The sequence below is a fragment of the Rhizobium sp. SU303 genome, from assembly GCF_021052345.1.
Lineage (GTDB): Bacteria > Pseudomonadota > Alphaproteobacteria > Rhizobiales > Rhizobiaceae > Rhizobium > Rhizobium laguerreae.
On sequence record NZ_CP088095.1, the window covers coordinates 3,494,316 to 3,512,554 of the forward strand.

An 18,239-nucleotide genomic window follows, 5' to 3' on the forward strand; every position below is an offset into this window, starting at 1 on the left:
ATGGCCCTGCCGCAAGCCATGATGGAACGAAGGCGACGATTCCCGATGGCGGACATCCGCGAAATCAGGCAGGCGGGCGACAGGACGCGGCTCGCCTTGCTGGCGATCGCGCTGCTTGTCGCCGGCTCGGTCTTTTCGATGCTGTTTTCGGTAACGACCGGCGCCTCGGATGCCTCAATCCTCGACGTTATCAGCAACATGGCCGGCTCCGAGGCGGCGCTCAGCACACGTGACCGGATCATCATCTTCGATATCCGCCTGCCCAGGTCGATCCTCGGTTTCCTGATCGGCGCCTCGCTGGCCGTTTCCGGCACGGTGATGCAGGGCCTGTTCCGCAATCCGCTGGCCGATCCCGGCCTCGTCGGCGTCTCTTCCGGCGCAAGCCTCGGCGCGGTCGCGATGATCGTGCTCGGCGGCGGCCTCGCAGCTCCACTCGAGGCGCTACTCGGTATCTACGCTCTGCCGGCGGCAGCCTTCGGCGGCGGCCTCGTCACGACGCTGCTGCTCTACAGGATCGCCACCCGTCACGGACAGACCTCGGTCGCGACGATGCTGCTTGCCGGCATCGCGCTTGGCGCACTCGCCCTCGCCATCACGGGACTGCTGATCTACATGGCCAACGACCAGCAGCTGCGCGACCTGACTTTCTGGAGCATGGGCTCGCTTGCCGGCGCCACATGGACGAAGATCGCCGCCGCCAGCCCGATCATCTTGTTGTCCTTCACCGCCCTGCCCTTCATGGCTCGCGGCCTCAATGCCATCACGCTCGGCGAGGCCGCCGCCTTTCATATGGGCGTTCCGGTGCAGCGGCTGAAGAATGTCGCGATCGTCGGTGTCGCTGCGGCGACCGGCGCATCCGTCGCCGTCAGCGGCGGCATCGGTTTCGTCGGGATCGTCGTGCCGCATATCCTGCGCATGGCGATCGGCCCCGACCATCGTTTCCTGCTGCCGGCCGCAGCTCTTCTCGGCGGCTCTTTGCTGATCTTTGCGGATGTCCTGGCGCGCACCCTGGTCGCCCCCGCCGAACTACCGATCGGCATCATCACCGCGGCGGTCGGCGGACCGTTCTTCCTGTGGATCCTGCTGCGGCAGCGTTCGCGCCTTGCCCTGTGAGTGCCCCCTGTGAGCGACATTGAGATGATCGAAGTTTCCGGCGTCTCCGTGCGCCTTTCCGGCAAAACCATCATCGGCGACGTCTCCTTCACCGCAAGAGCCGGCGAGCTTACGGCGATTGCCGGGCCGAACGGCTCCGGCAAGACGACGACGATGAAAGCCATCTCCGGCGAACTTGCCTATGGCGGCTCGGTGCGCATCGGGGGCGGCGAGGTGAAGGGGCTGAAACCCTGGCAGCTTGCCGCCATTCGTGGCGTGCTGCCGCAGGCAAGCACCATCTCCTTTCCCTTTACCGTGCGCGAGATCGTCCGTATGGGGCTGACGTCAGGTCTCAACCTGCATCCCGACAAGGCCGAGCAGACGGCGGCGGCAGCGCTTGCCTCCGTCGACTTGACCGGCTTCGAAGGCCGTTTCTATCAGGAACTCTCGGGCGGCGAGCAGCAGCGTGTGCAGCTTGCCCGCGTGCTCTGCCAGATCGCCGAGCCCATCGTCGACGGCAAGCCCTGCTGGCTGCTGCTCGACGAGCCAGTCTCGAGCCTCGACATCAGCCACCAGTTGACCATCATGACGCTCGCCCGCAATTTCTGCGAACGCGGCGGCGGTGTCATCGCCGTCATGCACGATCTCAACCTGACGGCGCTCTTTGCCGATCGCATCGTGCTGATGAAATCCGGCCGCCTCGCCGCCGCCGGCAGCATCGGTGAAGTGCTGACGAACGAAACGATGCTCTCGGTGTTCGGCTGCGCGCTGCGCATCAACCAGGTACCATCAGACGGCACGCCCTTCGTGCTCGCCCACAGCGCCATTTCCCGCCCCTGAGCACTGCGCGAGCGGAACTTTTGACCGCCCGGCACGTTGTCGGCAGTGATCTGGGTCAATGCCGGGCGATATCATTCATGCAACGGACGGTGGTGACCCTCGTGCGAAATAGGCGGGCTTGCGCGCGCCCCAGCCAATGGAGACAGCCATGAGCTATTCTATCTTCCAGTCCGGCCGCAGCCGCCGCAACGGCACCTTCCACAATTTGGAATCGGGCATCGAGGAGCAGATCGTAGCGTTGCGCGACGAACTCGCGGAACTGACGCGCCTCGTCGGCAAGAGCTCACGCCACCAGGGCGAGAAAATCCGCAGCCAGGCCGGTGCCGGCTATGAGGAGCTGCTTGGCCGTAGCGAGGATCTGCTGCGCGAACTGCAGCACGGCTATGAGCGCGGCGCGACGGAAATGCGCGAGACCGTGCGCAAGCATCCCTTAGCGACCATCGGCGCCGCGGCCGCTTTCGGCCTTGCCATCGCCTTCCTCGCCCGGCGCTGAGGAAGCGCGATGCTCTTACCGATCCTCAGCCTGTTGACAGGCGCAAGCGTGCACCGGACCGTTGCGCGCGCCAAGCGCAACGGCATCTTCATTGCGCTTGCCGTGCTCTTCCTTCTCACCGCCTACGCGCTGGCCGTCACCGCCGGCGCCATCTGGCTTGCCGGCATCTACGGCCCGGTCGGCGCGGCTCTCTTCCTGGCCGCCTGCGCGCTGCTGATCGCCATCATCGCCCTGGTGGCGATGTCGATCATCAACGCCCGGGAAGCACGCCGCACCCGCGAACGCCGTGCGGCGCTCGAATCGCTGGCAACGGTCGGGCTCGGTCTTATCCGCGCCCAGCCGCTCCTGACCGCCGGTGTTTTGGCAGCAATCGTCGCGGCCAATCTGGTAGGGTCAAAGCGCGAGGATTGAAGAGGCATTGGCTCTCCTGATCGTTCTGAGAACGACGAGGAGAAGCGGGTTTGCGTATCAGCAGGATTGGGGTAGGACGCCGACCCCTCCCTCATTCCTGTGACAAGCACAGGAATGAGGATGAGAGGTAGTGCCTCGAATGGCCGTCCCATCCCGTGGGGCCCGTCCTTCTCCCACCCTTACAACGCAAAAAAGCCGGCGCCCCGAGGGGCGGCCGGCTTTCCTCCCAAATATAACTCTTGTCAGAACGCGAAAGCCTTCGATGTCAGCGGCGCCGAGGTGGCGTCGGGGCCGAAATCAGCCTCGCCTGAGATCTGCAGCAACTCCTGCAGCCGCTGGCGGGCCCGGTTGACGCGGCTCTTGATGGTGCCCACGGCGCATCCGCAGATTTCGGCCGCCTCCTCGTAGGAAAAACCCGAGGCGCCGACGAGGATGATCGCCTCGCGTTGATCCGGCGGCAGCTGGTCGAGCGCCTTCTTGAAGTCCTGCAGATCGAGCGCGCCATATTGCGAGGGGTGCATCGCCATCGATTCGGTGAACAGCCCGTCGCTGTCCTGCACTTCGCGACCGCTCTTGCGCATCTGGCTGTAGAGTTCGTTGCGCAGGATCGTAAAGAGCCAGGCCTTCATATTGGTGCCCATCTCGAAATGATCCTGTTTGGCCCAGGCTTTCATGATGGTGTCCTGGACGAGATCGTCGGCACGATCGTGCCGCCCGATGAGCGAGATCGCGAAGGCGCGAAGGCTTGGGAGTGCCGCCAGCAGTTCCCGCTTGAAGCTGGGTTGCGATTTGTCTTCCATGCGACGATCCTATTCGGCCATCTTGGCAGAAGCCATCATTTCAGCATGGTCGAGCTTTTCGAGAAGGTCGAGAAAACGATCGGGAATCGCCTCATCCTGTGCAGCCGCATAGAGCGACCGCAGCCTGACGCCGATCTGGTTGTTCGGGTCCAGGATGTCGCTGGCCCGCAACTCCAGCTTTCGCTGATCGGCTGCTTCTTTCTTGCGTGTAGTCATCAATTCGTCTTCTCGCCGGTTGTCTGTCCAGAGCATGATGCCGAAAAGTGGGAGCGGTTTTCGGACGACATCATGCTCTAACTTGCTAATTTAGAACAGGATTCAGATTTTAGGCCGACCCGGCCTAAAATCATCCTGTTCTAGGGGCGTGGATGGGATCAAACACGATTTCAACCATCGACATCGAACGTTCCCTTGTCGATGTCGCTGGCATTTGCCGTTGCATGGGTCAAAACGCTACGCCCTTTCTTCGTCGGCTGGAATAATGCGGCGCAACGAAAAAAGTTCCTGCCGTTCCGGAACTTTTTTATCAAGGCGGCGTTAACCGCTCATTGAAGCCAATGCCGGCCTGTATGCAGGAGCCCATTAATGACACTTTCTACTCGGATTGCGCCGCACCTTCCTTATCTGCGTCGCTATTCCCGCGCCCTTACCGGCACTCAGACTTCGGGCGACGCTTATGTCGCCGCCGTTCTCGAAGCCATTATCGCCGATCTGTCGATTTTCCCGGATACGGCGAATGACCGGGTCGCACTCTACAAACTGTTCACGCAACTGTTTGGTTCCACCGCCGTCCAGATTCCAGAGCCGACCTCGCCCTACGCCTGGGAGCAGCGCGCCACGCTGAACCTTTCCAAGGTTTCCCCACGCGCCCGGCAGGCCTTCCTGCTCGCCTCCGTGGAGAATTTCCGCGTCGCAGAAATCGCCGAAATCCTGGAAACTGAAGAACAGGATGTCATGAAGCTGCTCGACGTCGCGTCGCAGGAGATTTCCCGTCAGGTCGCAACCGATATCATGATCATCGAGGACGAACCGCTGATCGCCATGGATATCGAGCAGATGGTCGAGAGCCTCGGCCATCGCGTCACCGGCATTGCCCGTACGCATGCCGAGGCCGTGGCGCTCTACAACAAGACCAAGCCGAGCATGGTGCTGGCCGACATCCAGCTTGCCGATGGCAGCTCCGGTATCGACGCAGTCAACGACATCCTCAAGACGTCGAGCGTGCCGGTGATCTTCATCACCGCCTTCCCGGAACGGCTTCTGACCGGCGAGCGCCCGGAACCGACTTTCCTTGTCACCAAGCCGTTCAATCCCGACATGGTCAAGGCATTGATCAGCCAAGCTCTTTTTTTCAATGAATCGACCAGAGTAGCCGCCTGAGACGCAATTTTCCGGCCTTCGGAACCAAATCGCCAAAGCAGGCGTTCCGGTGCTACCGGGACGCTCCGGTGGCTTTAACGGTTTTTGCAGCGCTTTGTTCTAGAGTTGGCAGGCGGTGTCTGGAAGGGCGCTCCCTTCAGCGACGTTCAAGATGTCACAAGGAAAGGCGGCCGAGTGAATACGACTGAACCATTGTCCGGCATGCCTTTTACCTTCGAAGGCAAAGCCGCAATGATGGAACGCGCGCTCGGCAGCGCCGGGATTTCGATCCTCTGCCAGGACGCCCGACTGTCGATTTTCTACGCCGAAAATCTGCCTCCGCATTTTGCAGCACTCTTTGCGCCCGGCAGCAGCGATGCTGTCCTCTTTGGCGATGCGCACGGCCGATATCTGACGGCCCTGAAGCACAAGGTGCTGGAAACCGGCATTCCCAACAATGCCGAGGTCGAGATCGACGTCGACGGCGAACGGCGCACTTATGAACTGAAGATCCAGCGCACCGACGGACGCGGCGAACATGGACTTCTGTCCGTCATGGCTGAAGTCACCGAAAGCCGGCATCGCGAAAAAGTTCTGAAATCGCTGCTGCGCGAACTCTCACACCGTTCGAAGAACCTTCTCGCCATAATCCAGGGCATCGCCACCCAGACGGCCCGCAACACGCTCTCTCTCGACAGCTTCCTCCTCAAATTCCGCGGACGGCTGCAATCGCTTTCCAACTCGCAGGACCTGATTACGGATTCGAGCTGGCGCGGCGCCTATCTCTTTGAACTCGCCGAAAAGCAGTTTGCTCCCTATTGGCCGGAGACGGCCGGCTCCATGCCGATCTATGGCATCAACGCTCACCTGACGCCGAATGCCGCCGTGCATCTCGGGCTTGCCCTCCACGAACTCATCGTCAACTCTGCCTCCTTCGGCGCGATATCAGGCGGCGCCGCCTCCATCACGCTCAATTGCCGCGAAGCCGTGATCAACGACCGGAAGGCGATCGAAGTCGCCTGGGCGGAAGTTCTGCATGATCAGGCAGAAGTCCACGAATTCAGCGACAACAGCTTCGGCCGCACAGTGCTGGAGCGTGTCGTGCCTTCGTCGGTCAACGGCAAGGCGGAGTTGAACCTCGTTCCCGGCCGCATCGAGTACCGTCTGACCATTCCGGAAACCGAATTCGAGATCTTCAAGCGAGTGTGAAAGCCCTGGAGACAGCCTTAAACGGAAAAACAGCCGGTGCGAGGGCGGCGCACCGGCTGTCTTCACTCACCGGGAGGGGACCGTGAGTACGTCCGGATAGTGGGTTGGGGGCGCGCATGTTGGGTCGATGCGATCACCATCCGGATATCGCAATAACGGCGACATCAAACTTTGGTTCCCTGCCATCCAAAAAAATTCAGCTTTTTTGAATCTTTTTTCGGATGCCCTTCCCTCGTCGCGCGCTCAGCCGTTTCACCGATGCAGACCGATTAAATTCTTCCAGTAAAAACAGTGGATTGCTTGCGGGATTAAACGCAAAAATCGTCAAAATTTTACCGTTTGATAAATTTTTAAACCTGAGTTACGCTTTCCCTCACAGGCCGTTTACCAATAATGAGGGAACTTCAATGGAACGACTGGAAACCGGGATTCATCCCGGCCGGCTTTCGCCCGCCGAGTATGAGGCTAATTTTTCCGATCTTCATCCGCGCCTCGATAATCATGAGGCGCTGGTCGCCGCTGACCGCTGTTATTTCTGTTATGACGCGCCATGCATGACGGCCTGTCCCACCTCGATCGACATTCCGCTGTTCATCCGCCAGATTTCGACCGGCAATCCAATCGGCTCGGCAAAGACGATCTTCGACCAGAACATCCTCGGCGGCATGTGCGCCCGCGTCTGTCCCACCGAAGAACTCTGTGAACAGGCCTGTGTGCGCAACACGGCTGAAGAGCGGCCGGTCGAGATCGGCCGCCTGCAGCGTTATGCGACCGATGCCGCCATGCAGGCGGGCCGGCAGTTCTACGCCAGAGCCGAACCGAGCGGAAAGACGATCGCCGTTGTCGGCGCAGGCCCGGCCGGCCTTGCCGCCGCCCATCGCCTGGCAGTGAACGGCCATTCCGTCGTCATCTATGATGCCAGGGAAAAATCCGGCGGTCTCAACGAATACGGGATCGCCACTTACAAGACCGTCGACGACTTCGCCCAGAAGGAAGTCGATTACGTCCTTTCGATCGGCGGCATCGAGGTTCGGCATGGGCAGCGTCTCGGCCGCGATTTCTCGCTTTCCGATCTGCAGGCGCAATATGAGGGCGTCTTCCTCGGTATCGGCCTTGCCGGCGTCAACGCGCTGCGCATCGAGGGCGAAAACCTTGCAGGCGTCGACGACGCCGTCGATTTCATCGCCGCACTCCGTCAGGCCGAAGACAAAAGCGACATCGCCATCGGCCGCCGCGTCGTCGTCCTTGGCGGCGGCATGACGGCGATCGACGCTGCCGTGCAGGCAAAGCTGCTCGGCGCCGAGGAGGTGACGATCTGTTACCGCCGTGGCAAGGAGCACATGAACGCCTCCGAATTCGAACAGGATCTGGCGAGCTCCAAGGGCGTCATCATCCGCCACTGGCTGGCGCCGAAATCGATCCTGTCGCAGGACGGCAAAGTCGCCGCGATCGAAGTGGAATATACCAAAATCCTCGATGGCCGCCTCGTCGGCACCGGCGAAACCGGTGTGATTGCCGCCGACCAGATCTTCAAGGCGATCGGCCAGAGCTTTGACGCCTCTGGTCTCGGTTCGCTGCGCATGGAATCCGGCCGCATCGCTGTCGATGGCGAAGGCCATACCTCGCTCGACGGCGTCTGGGCAGGCGGCGACTGCGTCTTCGGCGGTGACGATCTCACGGTTTCGGCCGTCGCCCACGGTCGCGACGCGGCTGAATCCATCCATCGTGCCCTCACCGCAGCAGCCGCTCCGGCTGTCGCCGTCGCTTGAAGGGGAGAATGAACAATGGCTGATCTCCGTAATAATTTCGTCGGCATCAAATCCCCGAACCCGTTCTGGCTGGCGTCTGCGCCGCCGACCGACAAGGCCTACAATGTCGAGCGCGCCTTCAAGGCCGGCTGGGGCGGCGTGGTCTGGAAGACGCTGGGCGAGGAAGGCCCGCCCGTCGTCAACGTCAACGGCCCGCGCTACGGCGCGATCTGGGGCGCCGACCGCCGCCTGCTCGGTCTGAACAATATCGAGCTCATCACCGACCGCGACCTCTATACCAACCTGCGGGAAATGAAGCAGGTGAAGATGAACTGGCCGGACCGGGCACTGATCGCCTCGATCATGGTTCCCTGCGAGGAAGAGGCCTGGAAGGCGATCCTGCCGTTGGTGGAAGAGACCGGCGCCGACGGCATCGAGCTCAATTTCGGCTGTCCGCACGGCATGTCCGAGCGCGGCATGGGCTCGGCCGTCGGCCAGGTGCCTGAGTATATCGAGATGGTGGTGCGCTGGTGCAAGCAGTACACCCGCATGCCTGTTATCACCAAGCTGACGCCCAACATTAGCGATATCCGCCGCCCGGCCCGCGCCGCCAAGGCCGGCGGTACCGATGCCGTGTCGCTGATCAACACGATCAATTCGATCGTCTCCGTCGATCTCGATAACTTCGCCCCCAACCCGACGGTCGGCGGCAAGGGTAGCCATGGCGGTTATTGCGGCCCGGCGGTGAAGCCGATTGCGCTCAACATGGTGGCCGAGATCGCTCGTGATCCCGAAACTTACGGTCTGCCGATCTCGGGCATCGGCGGCATCACCACCTGGCGGGACGCTGCTGAATTCCTCGTTCTCGGCGCCGGCAACGTCCAGGTCTGCACGGCGGCGATGACCTACGGCTTCAAGATCGTCCAGGAGATGATCACGGGCCTTTCCGACTGGATGGACGAAAAGGGCCACCGTAGTCTCGACGACATTACCGGCCGCGCCGTGCCCAACGTCACCGACTGGCAATATCTGAACCTCAACTACATCGCCAAGGCGAAGATCGACCAGGACGCCTGCATCAAATGCGGCCGCTGCTACATCGCCTGCGAGGACACCTCGCATCAGGCGATCACCAACTTCGTCGACGGCGCTCGCCATTTCGAAGTGATGGACGAGGAATGCGTCGGCTGCAATCTCTGCGTCAGCGTCTGCCCGGTCGAGAACTGCATCACCATGGAGCAGCTTCCTGCCGGCACCCTCGACAAACGCACCGGCCGCGTCGTCGACCCGAACTATGCCAACTGGACCACACACCCGAACAACCCGATGGCCCGCCAGGCGGCAGAATAAAAATTCGCGACACCGCCGCAATCCTCGGCGGGTCATGACCAGCGAAATCGGCGCCCTTCATGAAGGGCGCCGTTGTTGTTTGTGGTCGGGCCACGCTATTCCCGACTACAGCTTGAAGGTTTTGACCTCGTTGCCGCGCTCGATGGTCCGGTTGGCGATGAAGCGCCCGGATTTGGCGGCCTCCTGCTTCTCCGCCTCGATATGGCGCAGCATCGCCTCAAGGCGCCGGAGCGCTAGGGCTTTGTTGCGGTGCTGGGAACGCTCGTCGCGCGCCGTCGCGACGAGACCGGTCGGCCGATGCAGGACACGAACCGCACTGTCGGTCGTATTCTGATGCTGCCCGCCCGGTCCGCCGGCCCTCAGTGTCTCGAAACGCAGGTCGGCTGGATCGATCGTCACCTCGCCGCCTTCCGGTTTGGTATCGATACGTTGAACCGAGACGTACCAGTTCTGCCGTTTGTGACCCGGACGCACCTGGCTCCGGAAGGTGAAGCGGATCGTGCCGCAATAATCACTGGCAATCTGCTCCGCCTCGAAACCATTGAGGCTGACGATCGCTGACTTCGCACCGTGCTGATCCGGCATCGGGCCAAGGCTGGTCTCGAAAGAGCAGCGGAGCCGAACAGCCTCCTGTTCGAGGATGCGGAGAAGCGCTGACAGCGCCATGCGGCATTCTACCGGGCCGTTGCCTGCGGTAATGAGAAGATCAATAGCGCTCATGGCCACGTCCTCCTTCCCTGCGATATTCAGGTTTTCGCCGGCGCTGCTCAACCTCCGCTTCATCAACCGCCTTCTTGAAGGTGACAAGCGGCCGAAAGCTGGCAAGCCTCACGACCAGGCTCTCATTTTCCAGATCGGTCACCACCTGCCCGGCATCCTTGTATGCGGACGCCGCCTCCTCGACGACAAGGGAGCGATCGTCGCAGATGGCGATACCGCCCCAGGAATTGCGCAAGAGCTGTTCTCGTTCGGAGCGATTGCGGCCGACACGCCCGTGCATGGTGGCGCGGTCATATTTGCGACCGGCCCCGTGAGAGATGCCGTCCAGCGAACGGGCAACGCCAGCGGTCGGACGAACCACATAACTGAGGCTCGCTCGAGATCCCGCAATCGGCGCAAGTTCGCCGGCTACGACCGCTGCCGCACCCTTGTAGTGCACAAACCCACGATCGGACGGGCGAACGAGATTGTGCGGTACGTCGGCGATGAGACGCAGATCGGCATGAAGCGCTGCGGCCGCCCGTTCTGCGATCAGTCGTCGGTTCAACGATGCCCAGGCAACGCACTGGTCGTGCCGCATAAGCCAGGCGGCGCCGGCCTCCGAACCGGGATCAAGACCGGCTGCGAGCCCCGAATGAGCGGCCACCATCGCCGAGAATATGGTGGCGCCAAGAGAGCGCGAACCGGAATGAACCAGCAGATAGAGCTCCTGATCATCGAGACCGTCGGCAGATCCGCCTCCGGCGAGATCCTCCACAGCCTGCAACTCGCAGAAATGATTGCCGCCGCCGATCGTGCCGAGAGCACCGGGTGTGAGATCGGTCGACAGGCCTGCCTCCGCGAGAAGTTCCGCCGCATTTCCGATCGCCTGCGCTTCAAACCGGCGAAGCCGCTCCGCCGCCCTGTCGATCTTCAGTTTGCGCAACGGAAGATCCAGGCCGAAGAGCGACATGCCGCAGCCGATATCGTTGCCGATCAGCAGCGGGTGCAACTGAGAGGACAACAGTGCCACGCCGGTCGCACCATATTTGCCGGGGTGCAGATCCGGAAAGGCGGCGATCTCCAGAACGCCCGGCAGGCGGGACATTTCGTCAAGCTGATCTAAAGCGGCGCCTTCGATCCAGGCGCTATCGGAAAAGAAACGATTGATGAGTGCCGGATGTGCCGACGACGTCATCGGGGAGCTTCCGCTCCCAATGGAATTGCCCATGATAATGAACTCTGGATATGAGTGGTCTTTCATCGCCAAAAACGGCGATATTCAACCGGCATTCATCGACCCGTTGGCCGAGTTAAGCCGAAACCCTCTCGGGGCGTGCTGAGATATTCGTCATCGTGGCGCTCCCTTTCCAGAAACATCGAGAGCGCCCCTTTAGGTGAAATGGCAAAGAAATGCAAGCATGGGATGCTCTAACCGCCGAATGACTTCCGATAGGCATTGGGGCTCGTCCCTAGCCGCCTGCGGAAATGATGCCGCATCGTCGCCAGTGTTCCAAAGCCGCTGGCGGCAGCGATATCGTCGAGCGAAACAGCAAGTTCCTTCTCCAGCAGATCGCGGGCATGCCGCAGCCGCTCCTTCAGCAGCCATTCGCCGACGCTGAGGCCCGTCGTCGCTTCGAAACGCCGTTGGAAGGTGCGCATGCTCATGCCCGCTCTTTTGGCAAGAAGGCTGATTGGCTGGTCCTCGCAAAGGCTTTCGCGCATCCATTCGATCAGCGGCCCGAGGCGGATGCCCTCGCGTTCCTCGGGAACCGGCGCGTGAATGAACTGCGCCTGTCCGCCTTCGCGGTGCGGCGGCACGACGAGACGTCTTGCCACGCTGTTTGCGGCTTCCGAACCGAAATCGCCGCGCACCACATGCAGGCAGAGATCGATGCCGGCAGCACTGCCCGCCGCCGTCAGCAGGCTGCCCTCGTCCATGTAAAGAACGTCGGCATCGAGCGTAATGTCGGGATAACGCGCGGCGATCGAGGCGACATAACGCCAATGCGTCGTCGCCCTGCGGTTCGTCAGCAGACCCGACCCGGCAAGAACCGCAACACCCGAGCAAAGCGACATGATCCTTGCGCCGCGTTTATGCGCGGCCTTGAGCGCTGAAGCCAGCGGCTCGGGAACGGCTGCATCGATCGACCGCCAACCCGGCACGACGATCAGGTCCGCTTCGTCAAGCACTTCCAGTCCCTTGTCGACTGCGACCGTCAGCCCTCCCGCAGCGCGAAGCGGACCCGTTTCGATGCCGCAGACCGAGAAACGATACCAGCCTTCGCCCATTTCCGGGCGTGGCAGGCCGAAGACTTCGTAGGCGATGCCGAATTCGAAGGTGCAGAGCCCGTCATAGGCAAGCGCGGCGACCAGCGGTCCTTTGGTCTGCTGTGGCGATGAGTTTGGCATGATCTTTACGCTGTCAGTCATGATGGCCAATTTCGCACAGCTCTAGCATCGGCGATACCAGGCGGCAACTTCAGAAAAAGGAAAAACCGATGCCAAGCGCCGTTTCCCAAATACCTGCTGCAGCTCCGGATGCTGCCGTCGCTCACTTTGCCGCCAAGCTTGCCTTCGAAACCGATTGCTCCGACGTGCATGCAGCCTTTGCGGCCGGCAAAGTCGATTTCGTTCTCCTCGACGTGCGCTCGCCGCAGCTCTTCGCAGAGTCCCACATTCCCGGAGCCATCAACCTCCCGCACGGCAAGATGACGGCGCATCGCATGTCGACATGGGCAAGCGATACGCTGTTCGTCGTCTATTGCGCCGGCCCGCACTGCAACGGCGCCGACAAGGCTGCCTTCCGCCTCGCCAATCTCGGCCTCCAGGCCAAGCTGATGATCGGCGGCATGACCGGCTGGGCCGATGAAGGCTTCGCCTTCGAACAGGGCGTTTCCACTGCCGCCTGATGGCCTCCCGTCTCCCCCTACAATTATTGCAGCGGGGAGAAGGGAAAATCGCGACGGTCAGAACTCGACGACCACCTTGCCGAAAGGCCCGCGATAGAGGTGATTGAGCGCCTCAGGGAATTCGTCGAAGGCATAACGCTTGTCGATCACAGGCTTCAGCCCGGTCTGGTCGATTGCCCGCACCAGATCTTCAAGCGCACGGCGATGGCCGACGGCAATGCCCTGCACAACAGGCGCCTTGAGCAGCAACGGGCCGGCCGGGCCGGAAACCTCGAACCCCTCGAACACGCCGATAACGGAAATGCGGCCATTGATCGCCACCGCCTTCAGCGCCTGGCCGAGATGCGGGCCGCCGACGATCTCGAGCACGTGATCGGCGCCATAGCCGCCGGTCAACTGATAGAGTTGCTCAACCCAGTCGCCCTCATGGCGATTGATCGCGTGATCGGCGCCAAGGGCAACGGCGCGGCCGAGCTTCTCGGCGCTGCCTGATGTGATGAAGATCTCCGCACCATGCGCCTTGGCGATCTGCAGACCGAAGAGCGCCACACCGCCGGTGCCCTGCACCAGAACCTTGTCGCCAGCCTTCAGGCCGCCGCGTTCGATCAGGGCGAACCAGGCGGTCAGTCCGGCGCAAGGCAAGGTACTCGCCTGCGCCGCATCGAGCGTGTCAGGCGCGCGTGAATACCACTCCTCCGACAGCACGGTATATTGGGAGAGGACGCCGGGATAGAAGCCGCCGCGCGTCTTGTAAGGTGGCGTGCGCGCATCGCCTAGCCCGCGTCCGTCGATCCAGTCGGGCGAAAACGTCGAGATGACCCGATCGCCAGGCTTGAAACGGCTGACATCGGGTCCGACTGCCTCGACGACCCCTGCCATGTCCGAAGCTGGCACGAAGGGAAATTGCAGCGGCAACCCCATGCCGCTCTCCATCAGCAACCGATCGCGGAAATTGAGCGAGACGGCTTCCGTCCGGACCAGAACCCTGTTTCCCGAAACCGGTTCGAGCCTCCGCTCCCCGATCGTCAGCTGGCGCTCCGGCCCTACCGCGTCGATCTGCCATTGCCGTGTTGTCTGCATTGTCTTGCTCCTTGTCCATTGCAGGGAGCGCAAAACATATCGTTGAATATTTCGCACCAGTTGCGATATTTATTCTCCAGAATGGTTCCAAAGAGGAAACAAATGGAACAGCTGAAGGGTATCTCGATCTTTGTCGAAGCCGTCGAGGCAGGTGGCTTTTCGGCCGCCGCCGAGCGGCTTCACCTCACGCGTTCGGCGGTCGGCAAGACGATCGCACGTCTGGAACAGCGTCTCGGCGTGCGGCTTTTCAACCGTACGACACGCATGCAGAGCCTCACCGAGGAAGGCCGCTTCTTCTACGAGCGCTGCCTGCGGGCGGTCGAGGAAATCCGCCTCGGGGAAGCCATGCTGGAATCCGGCCGGCGTGATGTGCGCGGCCGCCTGCGCATCTCGATGCCGGTGCTTTTCGGCCGCCATTGCATCGCGCCGATCCTGGCACGCCTGCTCGATGAACATCCGAACCTCGAACTCGACCTTTCCTTCAACGACCGTATCGTCGACCTGCTCGAGGACGGCTTCGATCTTGTCATCCGCAACGGGCCGCTAAAGGACAATCCGGATCTGATGGCCCGGGCGATCGCCCGCCAGCGCATGACCGTCTGCGCATCGCCCGCCTATCTGGAAAAGCATGGTTCGCCGCAGACCGTCTTCGATATTCCCCGGCATGAGGGCATCGTCTACAGGCGGGACGATGATGACAAGGGTTGGATCTTTCCGACTGCAGCCGATCCCCGGCGGCGGCTGGCGCCAAAGGCGCGACTGCGGCTCGACGACCTCGCTTCGATTTCCGAAGCGGCCGTCGCCGGGCGCGGACTTGCCTGGCTCCCCTGCTGGCTGGTCCGCGAGGAGGTGCTGGCAGGCCGGCTCATTCAGGTGTTGAAGCAGGAACCGGCCAATGTCTTCGATGCCCATGCCGTTTGGCTGCGCTCTCCGGTCATGCTGCCGAAGGTGCGGCTCGCGATCGATACGCTCGCCGCAGGACTGCCGGCAATGATGGGCTGAAGCACTCGCCACGCGTCTGCGAGCGACGAGAAACCCATGTAATTCCTATACGTTTCCCTGGAAATCACCCGATGCAGCAGTATATCCGATAGTTCACCGTCCGTTGTGGACGACCGCCATATCACTCGGAACACGGTCAGCATGTCACTTCGCAGCGCCCTCAGCGCACAAACTGCAGATTGCCACGCCGCGGTCGACGCTCTCTTCGGCAGTTTCAATCTCTCACGCACCCAGGATTACAAGGCATTCCTGCTAGCGCATGCCCGGGTCGTACCATCAGTCGAACATGCGCTTGAGGAAGCCGGGATCGCTAGCCTGCTGCCCAACTGGTCGGAACGAAGGCGCGCTCACCTGCTCGCTGCCGACATTAGGGAACTCGGCGATCGATTGCCCGCGCCCCTTCCTCAACCCGCCTTGCATTGCGAAGCAGCGGTCTGGGGTGCTGCCTATGTCCTGGAAGGCTCCAAGCTCGGCGGCGCGCTGCTCGCCAAGGCCGTGCCTGATCATTTGCCCAGCAGCTACCTGACCCCCCAAGGCCCGAAGGGCGCCATGCGGCTCTTCGTGGGTCGTCTTGACGCGACCAACCTGGAGGATCACGCCGCTGCCGTCGCCGCCGCCCGCGATGTCTTCGATCTCTTCCTCAAAGCCGGGCATCTCACGCTGGAAACCGTGCCATGAGCGGCACGCACGAACCTGTCGATCTCACCAATTGCGACCGTGAACCGATCCACCAGCTTGGATCGGTTCAACCTTTCGGCTTTCTCCTGGCGATATCCTCAGACTGGATTGTCACGCGCGCCTCCGCAAATCTGGTGGAGTTCCTCGGTGTTGCGCAGGCCGACGCGATTGGCCGTCCCGTTGTCTCTCTGATCACACCCGAAGCACTCCACGCCATCCGCAACAAGCTTACCACGCTGCGCGGTCCCGATATCGTCGAGCGCATTTTCGGCATTGCCCTGATGCCCGATCAAAACAGGTTCGACATTGCCCTGCACCTGAACGGAGGTGAGGTCATCATCGAAGGCGAGCGCTGCCAGGATGACCGGCGCGACGCCGCTTCGCTCTCCATGCGCAGCATGATGTCCCGCCTCGACCACACGGAAACACTGGAGGCTTTCTTCCGCGAAGGTGCAAGACAGGCGCGCGCCTTGACTGGCTTCGATCGGGTCATGGTTTATCGTTTCGACGAAGGCGGTTCCGGCGAAGTGGTGGCGGAAGCCGCCCGGGCCGGCATCGGCTCGTTTCTCGGGCTGCACTATCCGGCTTCCGACATTCCGGTGCAGGCGCGCGCGCTTTATCTGCGCAACCTGTTCCGCATCATTGCCGATGTCGACGCCGTCCCGGTCCCGGTCCTGCCGCAACGCGACGAGCACGGCCAGCCGCTCGACCTCTCCATGTCGGTATTGCGTTCTGTTTCGCCGATCCACATCGAATATCTGAAAAACATGGGCGTCGGCGCTTCGCTCTCCATATCGATCGTCGTGGACGGTAAGCTCTGGGGCCTATTTGCCTGCCATCATTACGGCCCGCGTCTGCCTTCGGCCCAAAGCCGCTCCACTGCCGAACTCTTCGGTCAGATGTTTGCGTCGCGCCTTGAAAGCCGCGAACGGCGGCTGGCTCTCGACTACGAGACCAAGGCGCGCCGCATCGCCGACCGGCTTCTCACCTCCGTGGCAGACAATGCGAGCCTGCTCGACGATCCGGCCTGGCTGATTGAGGCGCTCGCCGATGCCATTCCTGCTGACGGGATCGGCGTCTGGATCAACGGCCGGCTGGCACTCGCCGGCATCGGGCCGGATGAGAGAAGTTTCGCAGCCCTCGTCCGCCACCTCAACCGTAGCGCTGCCGGCCGAATCTATGCCGTGGACAGGCTCTCAGAAACCTATCCGGACCTTGAGGTCGACGATGCGGTGGCAGGCATGCTCGCCATCCCGATCTCGCGTTCGCCGCGCGATTATGTCGTGCTTTTCCGTCAGGAATTGGTGCGCACCGTCCGCTGGGGCGGCGACCCACACAAGCCGGTGGAATACGGGCCGAACGGCCCGAGGCTGACGCCGCGCAAGAGTTTCGAAGCCTGGTCGGAACTGGTGCGCGGCCGCTCCCTTCCTTTCACGGACGCCGAGCGCCGTGTCGCCGAAACCATCCGCGTCACACTGATCGAAGTGGTGTTGCGCCTCACCGACGAGGTCAGCATGGCGCGCCAGACGGCAAACGAGCGCCAGGAACTGCTGATTGCCGAGCTGAACCACCGCGTCCGCAACATATTGAGCCTCATCACTGGCATTATCCGGCAGTCGCAGGCAACGTCGGTCGGCCTTGGCGACTACATTCGCCAGCTCGAGGGCCGCATCCAGTCGCTCGCCCGCGCCCATGACCAGATCACCCGCGATCACTGGGCGCCCGCTTCGCTTCGGCAATTACTGCTCGCAGAGACCGCCGCCTATCTCGGGAAAAATGCGCAACGCATCCAGATGAGCGGCGAGGACGTGCTGCTGGAACCGCAGGCCTTTTCCACCGCCGCCCTTGTTTTCCATGAGCTGATGACCAACAGCGCCAAATATGGCAGCCTTTCCGGCACCGGCAGCGGCACCGTCCAACTCGGCTGGCATCGCGACGACGAGGGCAATCTGCGTATTGGCTGGCGCGAAAAGGATGGTCCACCCGTCGTCGAACCCAAACGCCATGGCTTCGGTTCGACCATCATCCGCCGCTCGATCCCCTATGACCTCGGCGGCAAGGCCGAGGTCCGCTACGTCAAGGATGGGATCGAGGCGGATTTCTCCATTCCGGCGCGACATGTCGTCGGCCCGACGAGCGAACGGTCAAATCCGGCTCCGCTCAGAACGACCGAACCCAAGAGCAATCCCGACGATCGGCCGCTTTCCGGCCTGAACGTGCTGCTGGTGGAAAACAATCTGATCATCGCCATGGATGGGGAGGACATCCTGCGCCGCCTGGGCGCCGACGTGGCTACGGCTCCAAGTGTCACTGAGGCGATGGAAATTCTGGCAGGCCAGTCCTTCGATCTGGCGCTTCTCGATGTCAATCTTGGCGATGAGACGAGTTTCGGAATTGCCGACCGGCTGGCTGCCGAAGGCGTGCCCTTCGTTTTTGCCACGGGCTATGGGGAGGGCATCGCCCAGGCAAACAGCCACTCCGACGCGCCCGTGCTACAGAAGCCTTATACGATGGAAGGTATGACGGATATTCTTGCCCGGGTGCCGCTTCCAAGAAGAGGGTAAAC

At 61.9% G+C, this 18,239-nt stretch carries 19 protein-coding genes; 13 read left to right on the forward strand and 6 right to left on the reverse strand.

What is annotated here, in order from left to right; translation table 11 throughout:
* The 4 genes from RlegSU303_RS17475 to RlegSU303_RS17490 all read left to right on the forward strand — a co-directional run bounded on the left by RlegSU303_RS17475 (nucleotide 1) and on the right by RlegSU303_RS17490 (nucleotide 2,836).
* The gene (locus RlegSU303_RS17475; RefSeq protein ID WP_131719158.1) at nucleotides 1-1,113 is read left to right on the forward strand and encodes a FecCD family ABC transporter permease; all 1,113 of its coding nucleotides are present in this window, start codon (nucleotides 1-3) and stop codon (nucleotides 1,111-1,113) included.
* A gap of 24 nt (nucleotides 1,114-1,137) precedes the next feature.
* The gene (locus RlegSU303_RS17480; RefSeq protein ID WP_131719252.1) at nucleotides 1,138-1,932 is read left to right on the forward strand and encodes a heme ABC transporter ATP-binding protein; all 795 of its coding nucleotides are present in this window, start codon (nucleotides 1,138-1,140) and stop codon (nucleotides 1,930-1,932) included.
* A 148-nt stretch (nucleotides 1,933-2,080) separates the two neighbouring features.
* Nucleotides 2,081-2,425, forward strand: a complete 345-nt coding sequence (locus RlegSU303_RS17485) for a DUF883 family protein (protein ID WP_017961708.1) — start codon at nucleotides 2,081-2,083, stop codon at nucleotides 2,423-2,425.
* Between the two features lie 9 nt (nucleotides 2,426-2,434).
* Entirely contained in the window at nucleotides 2,435-2,836 is a 402-nt protein-coding gene (locus RlegSU303_RS17490; RefSeq protein ID WP_027663891.1) for a hypothetical protein, read from the forward strand.
* A 242-nt stretch (nucleotides 2,837-3,078) separates the two neighbouring features.
* Here the strand turns inward: RlegSU303_RS17490 and RlegSU303_RS17495 are convergent, their stop codons facing one another.
* A complete protein-coding gene (locus RlegSU303_RS17495) occupies nucleotides 3,079-3,636 on the reverse strand; it encodes an RNA polymerase sigma factor (protein ID WP_003542247.1) in 558 nt (185 codons plus the stop codon).
* A gap of 9 nt (nucleotides 3,637-3,645) precedes the next feature.
* Nucleotides 3,646-3,852, reverse strand: coding sequence for a NepR family anti-sigma factor (locus RlegSU303_RS17500; protein WP_024319398.1), 207 nt, complete (start codon nucleotides 3,850-3,852; stop codon nucleotides 3,646-3,648).
* A 195-nt stretch (nucleotides 3,853-4,047) separates the two neighbouring features.
* On the opposite strand from RlegSU303_RS17500, the gene RlegSU303_RS17505 reads away from it, so the two are divergent.
* The 5 genes from RlegSU303_RS17505 to preA all read left to right on the forward strand — a co-directional run bounded on the left by RlegSU303_RS17505 (nucleotide 4,048) and on the right by preA (nucleotide 9,302).
* Nucleotides 4,048-4,188 carry a hypothetical protein gene (locus RlegSU303_RS17505; protein WP_157626490.1) on the forward strand — a complete coding sequence of 47 codons (141 nt, stop codon included), beginning with the start codon at nucleotides 4,048-4,050 and terminating at the stop codon, nucleotides 4,186-4,188.
* A 33-nt stretch (nucleotides 4,189-4,221) separates the two neighbouring features.
* Nucleotides 4,222-5,016 (forward strand): response regulator, encoded by a 795-nt coding sequence (locus RlegSU303_RS17510; RefSeq protein WP_017961711.1) that lies wholly within the window; start codon nucleotides 4,222-4,224, stop codon nucleotides 5,014-5,016.
* Nucleotides 5,017-5,208: 192 nt separating this feature from the next.
* Nucleotides 5,209-6,204, forward strand: a complete 996-nt coding sequence (locus RlegSU303_RS17515) for a sensor histidine kinase (protein ID WP_205913517.1) — start codon at nucleotides 5,209-5,211, stop codon at nucleotides 6,202-6,204.
* 407 nt (nucleotides 6,205-6,611) lie between these two features.
* Complete coding sequence (locus RlegSU303_RS17520) at nucleotides 6,612-7,973, forward strand: NAD(P)-dependent oxidoreductase (protein WP_131719160.1); 1,362 nt, start codon at nucleotides 6,612-6,614, stop codon at nucleotides 7,971-7,973.
* 15 nt (nucleotides 7,974-7,988) lie between these two features.
* Nucleotides 7,989-9,302: an NAD-dependent dihydropyrimidine dehydrogenase subunit PreA gene (preA, locus tag RlegSU303_RS17525; RefSeq protein ID WP_003542260.1), complete on the forward strand. Its 1,314-nt coding sequence runs from the start codon at nucleotides 7,989-7,991 to the stop codon at nucleotides 9,300-9,302.
* A 105-nt stretch (nucleotides 9,303-9,407) separates the two neighbouring features.
* Here the strand turns inward: preA and prfH are convergent, their stop codons facing one another.
* The 3 genes from prfH to ftrA all read right to left on the reverse strand — a co-directional run bounded on the left by prfH (nucleotide 9,408) and on the right by ftrA (nucleotide 12,434).
* The gene (gene prfH / locus RlegSU303_RS17530) at nucleotides 9,408-10,022 is read right to left on the reverse strand and encodes a peptide chain release factor H (RefSeq protein ID WP_131719161.1); all 615 of its coding nucleotides are present in this window, start codon (nucleotides 10,020-10,022) and stop codon (nucleotides 9,408-9,410) included.
* Entirely contained in the window at nucleotides 10,009-11,199 is a 1,191-nt protein-coding gene (locus RlegSU303_RS17535) for an RNA ligase RtcB family protein (RefSeq protein WP_231283236.1), read from the reverse strand. The genes prfH and RlegSU303_RS17535 overlap by 14 nt, the downstream gene beginning before the upstream one ends.
* Before the next feature lie 233 nt (nucleotides 11,200-11,432).
* Entirely contained in the window at nucleotides 11,433-12,434 is a 1,002-nt protein-coding gene (gene ftrA / locus RlegSU303_RS17540) for a transcriptional regulator FtrA (RefSeq protein WP_131707797.1), read from the reverse strand.
* A gap of 68 nt (nucleotides 12,435-12,502) precedes the next feature.
* On the opposite strand from ftrA, the gene RlegSU303_RS17545 reads away from it, so the two are divergent.
* Nucleotides 12,503-12,913, forward strand: coding sequence for a rhodanese-like domain-containing protein (locus tag RlegSU303_RS17545; protein WP_131619572.1), 411 nt, complete (start codon nucleotides 12,503-12,505; stop codon nucleotides 12,911-12,913).
* 57 nt (nucleotides 12,914-12,970) lie between these two features.
* Here the strand turns inward: RlegSU303_RS17545 and RlegSU303_RS17550 are convergent, their stop codons facing one another.
* Nucleotides 12,971-13,993, reverse strand: a complete 1,023-nt coding sequence (locus RlegSU303_RS17550) for a zinc-dependent alcohol dehydrogenase family protein (protein WP_131719163.1) — start codon at nucleotides 13,991-13,993, stop codon at nucleotides 12,971-12,973.
* A gap of 102 nt (nucleotides 13,994-14,095) precedes the next feature.
* Between RlegSU303_RS17550 and RlegSU303_RS17555 the strand changes: the two genes are divergently transcribed.
* From RlegSU303_RS17555 to RlegSU303_RS17565, 3 genes are all read left to right on the forward strand, one after another.
* On the forward strand, nucleotides 14,096-14,995 hold the full coding sequence (locus RlegSU303_RS17555; RefSeq protein WP_131719164.1) for a LysR family transcriptional regulator: 900 nt from the start codon (nucleotides 14,096-14,098) through the stop codon (nucleotides 14,993-14,995).
* 141 nt (nucleotides 14,996-15,136) lie between these two features.
* Complete coding sequence (locus RlegSU303_RS17560; protein WP_131719165.1) at nucleotides 15,137-15,673, forward strand: biliverdin-producing heme oxygenase; 537 nt, start codon at nucleotides 15,137-15,139, stop codon at nucleotides 15,671-15,673.
* The gene (locus RlegSU303_RS17565) at nucleotides 15,670-18,237 is read left to right on the forward strand and encodes an HWE histidine kinase domain-containing protein (protein ID WP_131719166.1); all 2,568 of its coding nucleotides are present in this window, start codon (nucleotides 15,670-15,672) and stop codon (nucleotides 18,235-18,237) included. Before RlegSU303_RS17560 ends, RlegSU303_RS17565 begins: the two co-directional genes overlap by 4 nt.
* Nucleotides 18,238-18,239 lie beyond the last annotated feature (2 nt).

What these genes read in the sequence shown, in the direction of transcription:
- RlegSU303_RS17545 (WP_131619572.1), top strand. Translation starts at nt 12,503, where the DNA reads ATGCCAAGCGCCGTTTCCCAAATACCTGCTGCAGCTCCGGATGCTGCC.
- RlegSU303_RS17535 (WP_231283236.1), bottom strand. Translation starts at nt 11,199, where the DNA reads ATGACGTCGTCGGCACATCCGGCACTCATCAATCGTTTCTTTTCCGAT.
- RlegSU303_RS17510 (WP_017961711.1), top strand. Translation starts at nt 4,222, where the DNA reads ATGACACTTTCTACTCGGATTGCGCCGCACCTTCCTTATCTGCGTCGC.
- prfH (WP_131719161.1), bottom strand. Translation starts at nt 10,022, where the DNA reads ATGAGCGCTATTGATCTTCTCATTACCGCAGGCAACGGCCCGGTAGAA.
- RlegSU303_RS17495 (WP_003542247.1), bottom strand. Translation starts at nt 3,636, where the DNA reads ATGGAAGACAAATCGCAACCCAGCTTCAAGCGGGAACTGCTGGCGGCA.
- RlegSU303_RS17555 (WP_131719164.1), top strand. Translation starts at nt 14,096, where the DNA reads ATGGAACAGCTGAAGGGTATCTCGATCTTTGTCGAAGCCGTCGAGGCA.
- RlegSU303_RS17560 (WP_131719165.1), top strand. Translation starts at nt 15,137, where the DNA reads ATGTCACTTCGCAGCGCCCTCAGCGCACAAACTGCAGATTGCCACGCC.
- RlegSU303_RS17500 (WP_024319398.1), bottom strand. Translation starts at nt 3,852, where the DNA reads ATGACTACACGCAAGAAAGAAGCAGCCGATCAGCGAAAGCTGGAGTTG.
- ftrA (WP_131707797.1), bottom strand. Translation starts at nt 12,434, where the DNA reads ATGACTGACAGCGTAAAGATCATGCCAAACTCATCGCCACAGCAGACC.
- RlegSU303_RS17475 (WP_131719158.1), top strand. Translation starts at nt 1, where the DNA reads ATGGCCCTGCCGCAAGCCATGATGGAACGAAGGCGACGATTCCCGATG.
- RlegSU303_RS17490 (WP_027663891.1), top strand. Translation starts at nt 2,435, where the DNA reads ATGCTCTTACCGATCCTCAGCCTGTTGACAGGCGCAAGCGTGCACCGG.
- RlegSU303_RS17480 (WP_131719252.1), top strand. Translation starts at nt 1,138, where the DNA reads ATGATCGAAGTTTCCGGCGTCTCCGTGCGCCTTTCCGGCAAAACCATC.
- preA (WP_003542260.1), top strand. Translation starts at nt 7,989, where the DNA reads ATGGCTGATCTCCGTAATAATTTCGTCGGCATCAAATCCCCGAACCCG.
- RlegSU303_RS17565 (WP_131719166.1), top strand. Translation starts at nt 15,670, where the DNA reads ATGAGCGGCACGCACGAACCTGTCGATCTCACCAATTGCGACCGTGAA.
- RlegSU303_RS17520 (WP_131719160.1), top strand. Translation starts at nt 6,612, where the DNA reads ATGGAACGACTGGAAACCGGGATTCATCCCGGCCGGCTTTCGCCCGCC.
- RlegSU303_RS17485 (WP_017961708.1), top strand. Translation starts at nt 2,081, where the DNA reads ATGAGCTATTCTATCTTCCAGTCCGGCCGCAGCCGCCGCAACGGCACC.
- RlegSU303_RS17550 (WP_131719163.1), bottom strand. Translation starts at nt 13,993, where the DNA reads ATGCAGACAACACGGCAATGGCAGATCGACGCGGTAGGGCCGGAGCGC.